Consider the following 11,727-nt stretch of genomic DNA (forward strand, 5'->3'; position numbering starts at 1 on the left):
CGGCGTCGCACCCGGGGATCACGCGTAGGCGTCGACCAATCCGCGCTGACGGATCAACTGCGAGGGCGACAGCGTGGTCTCGGCCATCAGCGGCTCGCCGTCATCGCCCGCGCCGGTCCGGCTACCCTCGCCGCGGCCGCCATCCTGCGCGGTGTGCTGCTGGCCGACATCGGCCTGGCCGAGCTGGAAGCCCTGTTCGCCAAGCATGTCGCGCAGGCGCGGCAGACTGCTTTCCAGTGCATGACGCACGTCGGCATGGGCGCTGGTGAAGGTCGCATGGACCTTGTCACCGTCCAGATGCAGTCGCACGTCGATCGGGCCCAGGTCGTTCGGGGTGATCTTGATATGGGCGTGGCCGATCTTCTGGTCCGCCAACCAACTGACGCGGGCGCCAACGGCATCATCGAAATCGCCAGCGCCCAGCTGCGGCGTGGCGGTCGGCGAGCCGGTGAATGGCGTAGGCGCCGCCGGTTTGACGTCTGCGATGCTCTGCAGGGCGTGCAGCACCGGCGTGGCCGGAGCATCCGGACCATCGCTGGCGGCCGCGCTCAAGGCCTCGGTGAAGGTTTTCAACAGCGGCGCCGCATCGGCCGGGGCGGCATCGGCCGCCAGGGCGGGCAGGGCGATGCCGCTCGCCGCCGGTGCGGCCGTTGCCAGCGGGCCCGTGGCCGGCGCGGTGTTGTCCGCAGTGGCGGTGGGCAGCGTCGGCAGTGCCGCCGTTGCGGGCGCGGTACCGGCGGCCGTTCCCACAGGTGCGGGCGCGACCGGCACGGGGGCTGGAACGGGCAGCCCGTTCAACGCCAACCCGGCCAGACCGAACGGCGGCCACGCTGCATCATCGTCGGCGGCCTCAGCAACCGGCTTGTCGGCGGTGGCGGGGGGCGCGGCGCCGGCATCGGTAGTGGCAGGCACCTCGGCGGTGTCTTTGCTGCTGGCGCTGCCGGGGCGTGGTGCGGTGTCCTTGCCGGTATCCGGTGTTGCAGCGTCCTTGCCCGCAGGTGCATCGCGGCGCCCGGCTGGCTTGCTGGATGCTGCCGGGCGTGACGTGTCAGTCCCGGGCGAGAGCATCGCGTCAAACTCTCGACGATCGCTGCCGCTGGACACCTCAGGGCGTGCAGAGGACGTACCCGTGCTGCCGTTCTGCAGCGGCGCGGTACCGCCAAGCAGGGCCGAGGGCGTCATGGCGTGCCTCCGTTGTCGCTGTCTTCGCGCTGGGCCTGGCGCGAACGACGCGCACCCAGATCGTCCATCTCGCGCTGGTCGCGGCGATCGGTGACCACCTTCTCCTGCGCGCGGTAACTGGCGGCCAGCTGCTCAAGCACCTGCTTGTCACGGCTGGCCAGGATCAGGCGCGCACGTTCGGCCTCCACCTTCTCGCGGTTGTTGTCCACGGTCTGGCGCTGCTGGGCCACGGCGCTGTCCAGACGATCCAGGAACGCGCGCCGGTTCATCAGCTGGGCCGGGCTGGTTGCGGCCATCTGCGCGCCAGCATATTCGTCGGCATAGCGGCGCAGTTCATCCAGCCGCGACACATGGGTGTCGAGGGAGCGCTGGCGCTCGGCGAGGTCGCGGGCGACCTCGTCCTCGTGGTCCTGGGCGCGCTTCAGCAATGGGTCGAATCGCTTGGATTGCATCATGGCTTAACTCTCTGGTTCCACCAGCCGCTTGAGGGCGGCCTGACTGTGCGGCAGGTCGGCGGCCTTGCCGACGTCCTGGCCGAGGAATTCAACGATGTCCGACCAGCGCTCCAGCGCCTCGTCGGTCGCCGGGTCATTGCCGCGCTGATAGGCGCCGATCGCGATCAGGTCGCGGTTGGCCGAATACGCCGAGACCAGCCGTTTGAGCTTGCGGATGCGCAGGCGCCACGGCTCGTCGGCGATTTCCGTGACCACGCGGCTGACCGACGATTCCACGTCGATCGCCGGATACAGACCGCTGTCGGCCACGCGCCGCGAGAGCAGGATGTGGCCGTCGAGAATCGCGCGGGCGGCATCGGCGATCGGATCCTGCGGATCATCGCCTTCGGTCAGTACGGTGTAGAAGGCGGTGATCGAGCCGCGGCCCTTGGCGCCGTTACCGGCGCGCTCGACCAGGGCCGGCAGCTTGGCGAACACCGAGGGCGGGTAGCCGCGCGTGGTCGGCGGTTCACCGACGGACAGGCCGATCTCGCGCTGGGCCTGCGCGAAGCGGGTCAGCGAGTCCATCAGCAGCAGGACGTTCAAGCCCTGGTCGCGGAACCACTCGGCGATCGCCGTGGCACGGTAGGCGCCGTGCAGGCGGGCCAGTGGCGGGCGATCCGCCGGGCTGGCCACCACCACGGCGCGGCGCAGGCCTTCCTCGCCCAGCGTGCTTTCCACGAAGTCGCGGACTTCGCGACCGCGCTCGCCAATCAGGCCAACCACGATCACGTCCGCAGCGGTGTAGCGCGTCATCATGCCCAGCAGGGTCGATTTACCGACACCGGAGCCTGCGAACAGGCCGACACGCTGGCCACGGCCGATCGGCAGCAGCGCGTTGATCGCGCGCACGCCCACGTCCAGCGGCTGGGTGATCGGCTCACGGGCCAGCGGATTGATCGACACGCCGGCCATGCCGACGGTGCCTTCGGCGCGGATCGGACCCTTGCCGTCCAGCGGTACGCCATCGCTGTCGATGACGCGGCCGAGCAGGCCTTCGCCGACTTCCACGCCGCCGCGACCCAGCGCGGGCACGACCCGCGCATTGGGCAGCAGGCCGTGCAGCTCCGCGCTCGGCATCAGATAGGTGCGTTCACCGGCAAAGCCGACCACTTCGGCATCCACCCAGCCACCGTCGGCCACTTCAACCTTGCAGCTGGCGCCCATCGGCGCCTCGCAGCCGACCGCTTCCAGGGTCAGGCCGACCGCGCGGCGCAGCACGCCTTCGCGGATCAGGCCACGGCCATGCGCGGTATCCGGGCGGATGTTGTCCAGGCGCGAGGCCAGCCGCAGGTTGCGGACGGCGGTCCAATCGGCCGGCGGGGGCAGGGTATCGGTGTTCATGGCGTGGTGCCTGCCTTGCGGATGACGGCATCGAGCGCGCCGCGCAGGCGGGCGTCCAGGGTGCCGTCGATGCGGACGGTCTCGGCATGTACCCGCAGGTCACCGCGGCTCAGGCTGAGATCCGGAGTGAGCCGCTGGTTGGACGACAGGTTCAATACCGGCGTCAACGCGGCGATGTCGTCCGGGTGCAGACGTACTTCGACCTCGCGGGCCGCGCCGCCGACGGCATCGACGGCTTCGTTGACCAGCTGGGCCAGCAGTTCCGGCTCGGCTTCATACGCCCGGCCGACCAGATTGCCGGCGATCCGCACGGCCAGTTCGCCGAGCGCGGCCACCACTTCATTTTCCAACCGCACCAGTGGCCGGCTGAAGTTGTCCAGGATCCCTTCGATCTGTGCGATCAGCCGGCGCACCTCGGCCTGGCCCTGGGCGAGACCATCGGCATGGCCCTGGTCAAAGCCGTCCTTCTCGGCGCTGTCCTGGATCGCCTGGATCTCTTCCAGGGTCGGCAGCTGCAGCAGGGGTTCCGGTTCCAACTCCGGATCCGGCTCGGTGAGTTCGAAGATCTCTTCTTCCGGCGCCGGCTCGGGCACCGCCAGCAGATCCGGGGCAAGCCAGCGCACGGCAGCGTTCACAGCATGGCCTCCGCATTGCCACCAATGGTGACGGTGCCTTCATCGGCCATGCGCTTGACGATCGCCAGGATCTCGCGCTGTGCCACTTCCACATCCGACAGGCGCACCGGGCCACGGGCTTCCATGTCTTCCAGCAGGATTTCGGCCGCACGCTGGGACATGTTGCGGGTGATCTTGTCGCGCACCTTGATGTCGGCGCCACGCAGGGCCAGGCCCAGGCGCTCGCCGCTGACTTCGCGCAGCACCAGCTGCAGTTCGCGGTCGTCCAGATCCACCAGATCGTCGAACACGAACATCAGGTCCTGGATGCGGCCGCTGAGCGGCGCATCGATGCGCGCGATCTCGCCCAGGATCGCCTGGTCCTGGCCACTGTCCATGAAGTTCAGGATGTTGGCGGCGCACTGCACGCCACCGATGTTGGAGGACTTCAGGTTCTGGTTGCCGGCGAACTGGCGCTCCATGATCTCGTTGAGCTCATTGAGTGCGTTCGGCGGAATGCCATCCAGGGTCGCGATGCGCAGCAGCACATCCACGCGGGTGCGTTCGGGCAGCAGCTTGAGCGCGTCGGCGGCCTGGTCGGTTTCCAGATGGGCCATCACGATGGCGATGATCTGCGGGTGCTCGTTGCGGACCAGATCGGCGACGGCGCGCGGATCCATCCACTTCAGCGCATCCAGGCCGGTGGTATTGCGGCCGAGCAGGATGCGATCGATCAGGTTGCCGGCCTTTTCCGTGCCCAGCGCCTGCACCAGCATGTTGCGGATGTAGTCGTCCGAGCCCACGCCCAGCGAGGTCTTGGAGCCCAGTTCTGCACCGAACTGGTCCATGACCCGCTCAACCTGTTCGCGGGTGATATCGGTCATGGTGGCCATGGCGATACCGATCTTCTGCACTTCCTTGGGTTCCATGTGGCGCAGCACTTCGGCCGCATCCAGTTCACCCAGCGAGAGCAGCAGCACTGCGGCGCGTTGGACGCCGGTCATGGGGGCGTTCTCAGTCATTGGCCACCCAGCCCTTGACCACCTGGGCCACGCGCTTGGAATCGGTCTTTACAGCTTCACGCGCCATGCGCAGTCGTTCCTCGTAAGAGTCCACCGGCAGTGCCAGGGGTTCATGTCCAGCCGCGTTCAAGCGTTCGCTGCCGAGGGCGGGCAGGCCCTCGCCATCGTCGACCAGCTGCACGTCGGCCGTATGGGGTTCCAGCTCTTCTTCCTTGGCCTTGTTCTGGCCGGTGATCGAGCGCAGCGCCGGGCGCAGTACACCGAACACCAGGGCCAGCACCACGATCGCGCCGAGCAGCAGACGCAGCGCGTCCTGGACCTGCGGCAGTTCCCACCACTTCGGCCCTTCGACCGGGGTGACTTCCCGCACGAACGGGGCATTCATCACCGAGACCGTGTCGCCACGCTCGGCATCGAAGCCGACCGCCTGCTTGACCAGTGCTTCCACCCGGGTCAGCTCCGCAGCGGAGAGGGCCTGGTCGGCCATCTTGCCGTTGGCGCCGGCGCGCGGCACGTTGTCCACCAGCACGGCCACCGAGACGCGCTTGATGCGGCCCGCCGGCTGGCGGGTGTGCTGCAGGGTGCGGTCCAGCTCGTAATTGCGGGTCGCGTTCTTGGAGGTTTCCGTCGGTGCCTGTGCGGTGGCCGGGGCGGCCGCCGGACCCGGCGGGGTGTTGCTGGCGGCACCGGGCACGCCCTGCGGGCCGGGCACGTTGCTGCTGTTTTCGCTCATCTGCTCGCTGCGCAGCTTCTGCGGCTCGCCGTTGTAGAGCTCACGGGCTTCCTCGATCACTGAGAAATCCATGTCCACGCTCACTTCCGGGTTGACGCGGCCGGGGCCGGTCATCGGCTCGAGCAGTTCGCGGATGCGCTGGTTGAACGAGGTTTCCTGGCGGCGCACCTGCTCGAACTGTGCGGCATTCATCGCCGCCTCGCTGTTCGGGTCGGAGACGCTGAGCATGCGCCCGCTCTGGTCGACCACGGTGACACGCTCCGGCGCCAGATCCGGAATGCTGGCGGCGACCATGTGCACGATGGCATCGATCTGGCCGCGTTCGAGCTGCTGGCCGCCACGCAGTTCCAGCACCACCGAGGCGCTGGCGACGTCGCGCTGGCGGGTGAAGGCGCTGGGCTTGGGAATGGCCAGGTGCACGCGCGAATCGCGGACCGGGCGCAGCGTGTTGATGGTGCGCGAGAGCTCGGTTTCCAGCGAGTGCTGGTAGCGGGCGTTCTCCATGAACTGGCTGACGCCGAAGCCCGGGTCACGCTCCATCAGCTCGAAGCCCAGACGACCGCTGTCGGTCAGCCCGGAGCTGGCCAGCTTCAGGCGGGCATCGTGCAGGTTCTTTTCCGGCACGGTGATGCCACCGGTGGCCTGGTCCAGTTCAAATGGAATCTGCGCGGCGCGCAGCAGGTCGGTGGCCTCGGCCGTGGCCTTCTGATCCAGCCCGGTGTACAGCGGCACCATGCCGGGCTTCTGCGACCAGAAGAACACGAACAGGCCTGCCGCCACGGCCACGGCGATCATAGCCATCAGGCCAAGCCGACGGGTGATCTGCAGGCTTTGCAGCCGGTCGAACCACTGCCCAGCCTTTTCGGTGTTCAGCGATTCTTTGGAGAGCGACAGGGCCATGCGTTTCTATCCTTACAGCGGCATGTTCATCACGTCCTGGTAAGCCTGGACGAGACGGTTACGGACTTCCACGGTGGCGCGGAAGGCGATCTGGGACTGCTGCGAGGCGACCATGACCTTGGCCAGGTCCGCACCGGGTTCACCCAGTTCGAAGGACTTGGCCAGGGCGCCGGATTTCTGTTGTGCATCGTTGACGCCGGCGATGGCACCACGCAGGGTTTCGGTGAAGCTGGGGCCCTGGATCTCCTGGGGGGACACCAGGCCCTGGATGGCATTGCTGCGCGGGGCCTCCGTCAGCGGGCTGACGGCGGGCTGCCCCATCTGGGTCTGGAAGGTGCGGATCTGAGAAAGGATCGAGGTGACGGAGTGCGACATCTGGAACGTTCCGAAGCAGGGGATGGGTTTCGAGTGAATACGTTGCAAGTGCCGTGCCGAAAGTGATGAGTGGTTCAGTTTCGTAACGGTGGCGGGGGTTTGCGTGTTCAGCCGCTCCCGCAGAGGTGGACGTGGTGTACGCAAGGTGCGGTCGATTGACCCAGCGGCGGTTTGACGCGCTGGCGTGCCGGAGAGTCGACGCCGGAAAACCGGCGGAGGGTGCTCTGAACCTTCGAGGCGGAGACCGGTGGGTCGGTCGGGCTTTGGGCCACGATGCCCTTGCCGGCGAATGTCCCCCGGCGCCGGCCTGCGGCCGACCCCTCCTCCTTTATTTCGCCCACAAGGGCATCGCGACCCAACGTGTCGAGGCTGCTGGCGGCCGGCAGAAAGGCTGGGTTTCTCCGCTTGCTTACCGTAAGCCGGCGCTCCGTAGCGGCCATTAGATCCTTGGCAAAATCAAGGAGGAGGGCGTCGGCGCAAGGCGGCGGCCGGGGGACATTTGCCCAGTGGCCTACCGGCCGCTACGGGACTTCGCGTGTTGTACGCGCGCCTAAAATCGGACCTGGTGCTGGGCGCCAGTGTTCTGTCCACGTGGGGCGTGATGCCCTTGTGGGCGAAATAAAGGAGGAGGGGGCGGCCGCGGGCCGGCCCCGGGGGACATTCGCCGGCAAGGGCATCGCGCCCCAGCGCCAGGCACCGGCCCCGCTTCAGGAACGCATCACCGTGCAAGTGCTGTCTCGCCACAAGGAGGGGAAACGAACCAAAAAAAAGCCCGGGACATGCCCGGGCTTCTGGTTTCCATGTGTTGCTCTGCTCAGCCAGCCAGTTCGGTCTGGTCGCGCTCGATGCCGTACTTGCGCAGCTTCTCCACCAGCGTGGTGCGGCGCAGGCCGAGCAGTTGGGCGGCATGGGCGACTACGCCCTGGGTGCGTTCCAGCGCCTCGTTGATCAGGGTCAGTTCGATGTTGGCCATGTGGTTGCGCAGGTCGAGGCCATCGTCGGGCAGGGCCGGGGCGCGGTTGGCCGGGGCGGTGCCGTTCTCTGCCGAGGTAGCGCCTTGGCTGCCCGGGGTGTGGAAGGAAAAGCTGCGCAGGTCCAGGCGTTCATCGGCCAGCGGCGCCGGTGCCGCGGCCGCGACTGGGGCCGTGATGGCGAAATCGCCGCGGTAACGGGCCGGCAGATCCTGCACGCGCACGTTGCCACTGGGATGCAGTACGGCCAGGCGTTCGACCAGGTTGGTCAGCTCGCGCACGTTGCCCGGCCACTCATAGCTGGCCAACGCCTGCAGCGCCTCGCCGGTGAAGCGCACTTCACCGCGGCCGGTGCGGGCCAGCTGGCCGGCGATCGTGGTCACCAGCGCCGGCAGGTCTTCGCTGCGCTCGCGCAGGGCCGGCACGTCGATCGGGAATACGTTGAGGCGATAGAACAGATCCTCGCGGAATTTGCCGTCGGCGATGCGCGTTTCCAGGTCGCGATGGGTCGCGGCGATCACGCGCACGTTGCAGCGGATGGTCTGGTTGCCGCCGACGCGCTCGAAGCTTCGCTCCTGCAGAACGCGCAGCAGCTTGACCTGCATCGGCAGGCTCATGTCGCCGATTTCATCCAGCAGCAGCGTGCCGCCTTCGGCCATTTCGAAACGGCCCTTGCGCGCACTCAGGGCACCGGTGAAGGCGCCTTTTTCGTGACCGAACAATTCGCTTTCCAGCAGGTCCGGCGGGATCGCGCCACAGTTGATCGCCACGAACGGCCCATCACGGCGCGGGGAGCGCTGGTGGATCGAGCGCGAGACCACTTCCTTGCCGGTCCCCGATTCGCCCAGCACCAGCACGGTGGTGTCGAAGGCGGCGACCTGCTCGATCATCCGGCGCAGCTGGGTGACCGCAACGCCTTCGCCGGTCGGGCCCTGGTCCTGCACGGCGCCGGCCTGGTGTTCGGCATCCAGGCGCTTGAGGCTGGCGCGGCGCAGCAGGCCTTCCATCTGCGCGTGGCGCAGCGGCGCCTCCAGCGGCCAGACATTGGCTTCGTGCAGGCCATGCTGCTGCGCGAACGCGGTGGTATCACCGTCGATCAGCATCACCGGCGGGGGCAGGGCGCCCTTGCCCAGCCACGCGAACAACGCATCGCTGCGGTCGGAGTTGTCCAGGCTGCCGATGATGGCGGCCATCCAGTCATTGGGGCGGTGGCGGGTGACGTCGAAATCGTTGGCGTCGGCCACCCAGCGCGGGTTGAAGTCCATGAACTCCAGCAGCGCGACGGTGCGCTCGGCGCGGACCGCGTCGTTGTCCACCACCAGGATGCGCGATTCACTCATGGCCCGGTTCCTTCAGGCCTTCCAGGATCGGCATCACTTCCTGGATGTAGGAGAGCTTGCTGACGAAGTTGTTGGCCCCGGCGCGCAGCGCGTGCTCGCGGTGTTCGGCATCATCGAAATGGCTGGCGATCACGATGTAGGGCGCGTCATCCTGCGATTTGATCAGGCGGGTTGCCTGCAGGCCGCCCATTTCCGGCATGGCCAGATCCATCAGCACCACCTGCGGGCGCAGCGACTCGGAGCGTTCGATCGCTTCCAGGCCGTTGGCGGCGCTGCCGATGACATCGAGCCAATCGACCTTGCGGAAGTGGCGCATCGCAGCGTTGATGAAACCCTCGTGGTCATCGACCAGCAGCACGGTGAGCTTGTTCATGTCGTCCATTTCCTTCAGCCCACCCGGGCCAATTGCGGGGTGCCGGCATGGCTGCGGCGGCGTTCGCGCGCCGGAGCGATGTCCAGTTGTTCGCGGTATTTTGCAACGGTACGGCGGGCGATGTTCACCCCTTGGCGCGACAGCAGGCCGGCGATGGCCTCATCGGCGAGCGGGCGGGCCGCCGGCTCGGACTCGATCAGGCGGCGCACCATGGCTTTGACCGCCTGCCCGGAGACGCTGGCGCCTTCCAGGCGGACGGCGAAGAAGTGCTTCAGTTCCAGCGTGCCGCGCGGTGTCTGCAGGTACTTGCCGGTGGTGATGCGCGAGACGGTGGACTCGTGCATGCCGATTTCGTCGGCCACTTCCTTCAGGGTGAGGGGCGCCATCGCTTCCTCGCCGCGGGTCAGGAAGCCGGACTGGCGCTCGATGATCACCCGCGCGGTGCGCAGCAGGGTGTCATAGCGCATGGACAGGCCACGGGTCAGCCAGCGGGCTTCCTGCAGCATGTCGCGCAGCGGCTGCGCCGCGTCAGCGGTCTGGGCCAGGGCCTGTTCGTAGTGGGGATTGATGCTCAGGCGGCGGCTGGTAGCGGGGTTCAGCGCGACGCGCCACTGGCCATCGGCATGCCAGGCGATCACATCGGGGATCACCACACCGTTGCTATCGGGCAGCAGGCTTTCGCCCGGGCGCGGCTGCAGGGACAGGATCAGGCGGACGGCTTCGTGGATGTCGGCGACTTCGGCGTCCAGCTGCTGGGCGAGCCCGGCGTAGTCATGCGTGGCCAGTGCGGCCAGCCCATCATCGAGCACACGCTGGGCCAGGTGCCGGGCCGGTACGCGGCCGGGCAGGGTGCGCAGCTGCACGCTCAGGCATTCGTGCAGGTTCTGGGCGGCCAGGCCAGCCGGGTCGCCGTGCAGGATGCGCTGACGGACGGCTTCCACGCCGGCCGCATCAACGTCGCAATGCGCGCTGGCCAGCAGGGTCAGCTGCGCCAGCGGTGCATCGAGATAACCGGTGTCATCGCAATGCTCCAGCCAGAAGCCGGCCACGGCCAGTTCGCGGTCATCCAGTTCCATCGCCAGGCGCTGCAGGACGCGCAGCTGCGGGTCGGTGGATTCGCCGGCGGCAACGCGCTGCATGCGGTCATCATCGCCGTCCTGCCAACCGGCACCGGCCACGTCCCACATGGTGCTTTCGGGCAGTTCGTCGAAGGCGGCCACGTCCTGGGCCGTGACCGCCTCGGCGGTGTCGGCGGCGACAGGCTCGGGTGCCTCTTCGATCTCCAGCAGTGGATTGGTTTCCAGTGCGCGGCGGATTTCCAGCTCCAGCTGCATGCCATCGAGCTGCAACAGACGGATCGACTGCAGCAGTTGCGGCGTGAGGTGAAGCTGCTGACCCATCTGGGTCGACATGGAGGCTTTCAAGGTGTTTCCCCGATCACGCCGAGTCCCCGGCGCGTTATGGAACACATCTTGCTTCTGTTCCGGTGGCACCGAAATCAGGGGGTTCCTGAGTCGGGTCATCCAATCCCCGACAGCATGTAGGGAAAACCACTACAACAGCACGTCATTTTGACGCATTTGCCGGTGCAACCCGTAAATACCGCCACCTGCTGGTTCTTTGCCGCATCAGAATCCTGACGTGGGGGCCTGCCCGTGGCCGCAAAGCGCCACTGAACCGTCGCCGGTCATTCCAGTTCGTGCTGGTGGCGTGCAGCGAGCAGCACCAGATCCGTGGCGCGGCGGCAGCCCAGCGACTCCATCATGCGGGCACGGTGGGTCTCCACCGTCTTGACGCTGATGCCGAGATCCGCAGCGATTTCCTTGTTGCTCTCGCCTTTGCCGATCTGGCGCAGGATCTCGCGCTGACGCGGCGACAGCGCCGCCACGCCTACCGGCTTTTCCTTGCCGAGCATCGGCGCCAGCATCTTTGCCGAGATCTGCGGGCTCAGGAATACCTGGCCGGCGTGCGCGGCGCGCAGGGCCAGTTCCAGTTCCTGGGGGGCGGCATCCTTGACCACGAAACCGACGGCGCCACGGTCGAGTGCATCGCGCACATGGACCGCGTCATCGTGCATGGTCATCATCACCACACGTGAGCCGGGGGTACGCAGCAGGATGTCGCTCAGCGCTTCCAACCCGGTACGGCCGGGCAGGGAAAGGTCCATCAGCACCACGTCCGGCGCGTGCTGCACGCTCAGCTGCAGGGCCTGCTCGGCATTGCTCGCCTCGGCGACGACGTCCACGTCGGTAAAGCCCTGCAGGAGGCGGCTGAGGCCGGCACGGACCAGGGTGTGATCGTCGACTATGAGTACGCGCACAGGCTACTAGGGGAGCGGGGAGGCGGTAACCTTAACGGAGTGGCGGGCCAGCGCCAAGC

The 11,727-nt window shown here is 67.5% G+C and carries 11 protein-coding genes; all 11 read right to left on the reverse strand.

Features of this window, described 5'->3' with window-relative positions:
* Positions 1–18: 18 nt before the first annotated feature.
* Positions 19–1,182 (reverse strand): flagellar hook-length control protein FliK, encoded by a 1,164-nt coding sequence (locus tag ABE464_RS02570; RefSeq protein ID WP_346470594.1) that lies wholly within the window; start codon positions 1,180–1,182, stop codon positions 19–21.
* Positions 1,179–1,637, reverse strand: coding sequence for a flagellar export protein FliJ (gene fliJ / locus ABE464_RS02575; protein ID WP_346470595.1), 459 nt, complete (start codon positions 1,635–1,637; stop codon positions 1,179–1,181). The genes ABE464_RS02570 and fliJ overlap by 4 nt, the downstream gene beginning before the upstream one ends.
* 3 nt (positions 1,638–1,640) lie before the next feature.
* Positions 1,641–3,020, reverse strand: a complete 1,380-nt coding sequence (locus ABE464_RS02580) for a FliI/YscN family ATPase (RefSeq protein WP_123729200.1) — start codon at positions 3,018–3,020, stop codon at positions 1,641–1,643.
* Entirely contained in the window at positions 3,017–3,655 is a 639-nt protein-coding gene (locus ABE464_RS02585; RefSeq protein WP_346470596.1) for a FliH/SctL family protein, read from the reverse strand. The genes ABE464_RS02580 and ABE464_RS02585 overlap by 4 nt, the downstream gene beginning before the upstream one ends.
* Positions 3,652–4,638: a flagellar motor switch protein FliG gene (fliG, locus tag ABE464_RS02590; protein ID WP_123729202.1), complete on the reverse strand. Its 987-nt coding sequence runs from the start codon at positions 4,636–4,638 to the stop codon at positions 3,652–3,654. The genes ABE464_RS02585 and fliG overlap by 4 nt, the downstream gene beginning before the upstream one ends.
* A gap of 10 nt (positions 4,639–4,648) precedes the next feature.
* The gene (gene fliF, locus ABE464_RS02595) at positions 4,649–6,289 is read right to left on the reverse strand and encodes a flagellar basal-body MS-ring/collar protein FliF (protein ID WP_346470597.1); all 1,641 of its coding nucleotides are present in this window, start codon (positions 6,287–6,289) and stop codon (positions 4,649–4,651) included.
* Positions 6,290–6,301: 12 nt separating this feature from the next.
* Positions 6,302–6,664, reverse strand: coding sequence for a flagellar hook-basal body complex protein FliE (gene fliE, locus ABE464_RS02600; protein ID WP_346470598.1), 363 nt, complete (start codon positions 6,662–6,664; stop codon positions 6,302–6,304).
* An 814-nt stretch (positions 6,665–7,478) separates the two neighbouring features.
* On the reverse strand, positions 7,479–8,975 hold the full coding sequence (locus ABE464_RS02605; protein ID WP_346470599.1) for a sigma-54 dependent transcriptional regulator: 1,497 nt from the start codon (positions 8,973–8,975) through the stop codon (positions 7,479–7,481).
* Positions 8,968–9,348, reverse strand: coding sequence for a response regulator transcription factor (locus ABE464_RS02610; RefSeq protein WP_346470600.1), 381 nt, complete (start codon positions 9,346–9,348; stop codon positions 8,968–8,970). Before ABE464_RS02610 ends, ABE464_RS02605 begins: the two co-directional genes overlap by 8 nt.
* Positions 9,349–9,362: 14 nt before the next feature.
* Positions 9,363–10,772 (reverse strand): RNA polymerase factor sigma-54, encoded by a 1,410-nt coding sequence (rpoN, locus tag ABE464_RS02615; protein ID WP_346470601.1) that lies wholly within the window; start codon positions 10,770–10,772, stop codon positions 9,363–9,365.
* 263 nt (positions 10,773–11,035) lie between these two features.
* The gene (locus ABE464_RS02620; RefSeq protein ID WP_259260918.1) at positions 11,036–11,668 is read right to left on the reverse strand and encodes a response regulator transcription factor; all 633 of its coding nucleotides are present in this window, start codon (positions 11,666–11,668) and stop codon (positions 11,036–11,038) included.
* Positions 11,669–11,727 lie beyond the last annotated feature (59 nt).

Source organism: Stenotrophomonas sp. TWI587, from assembly GCF_039674145.1.
In the GTDB taxonomy this organism is placed as follows: domain Bacteria; phylum Pseudomonadota; class Gammaproteobacteria; order Xanthomonadales; family Xanthomonadaceae; genus Stenotrophomonas; species Stenotrophomonas maltophilia_AY.

Excerpts from the sequence above, each read along its gene's own strand:
- ABE464_RS02570 (WP_346470594.1), bottom strand. The coding sequence starts at position 1,182 with ATGACGCCCTCGGCCCTGCTTGGCGGTACCGCGCCGCTGCAGAACGGC.
- fliJ (WP_346470595.1), bottom strand. The coding sequence starts at position 1,637 with ATGATGCAATCCAAGCGATTCGACCCATTGCTGAAGCGCGCCCAGGAC.
- ABE464_RS02580 (WP_123729200.1), bottom strand. The coding sequence starts at position 3,020 with ATGAACACCGATACCCTGCCCCCGCCGGCCGATTGGACCGCCGTCCGC.
- fliG (WP_123729202.1), bottom strand. The coding sequence starts at position 4,638 with ATGACCGGCGTCCAACGCGCCGCAGTGCTGCTGCTCTCGCTGGGTGAA.
- fliF (WP_346470597.1), bottom strand. The coding sequence starts at position 6,289 with ATGGCCCTGTCGCTCTCCAAAGAATCGCTGAACACCGAAAAGGCTGGG.
- fliE (WP_346470598.1), bottom strand. The coding sequence starts at position 6,664 with ATGTCGCACTCCGTCACCTCGATCCTTTCTCAGATCCGCACCTTCCAG.
- ABE464_RS02605 (WP_346470599.1), bottom strand. The coding sequence starts at position 8,975 with ATGAGTGAATCGCGCATCCTGGTGGTGGACAACGACGCGGTCCGCGCC.
- ABE464_RS02610 (WP_346470600.1), bottom strand. The coding sequence starts at position 9,348 with ATGAACAAGCTCACCGTGCTGCTGGTCGATGACCACGAGGGTTTCATC.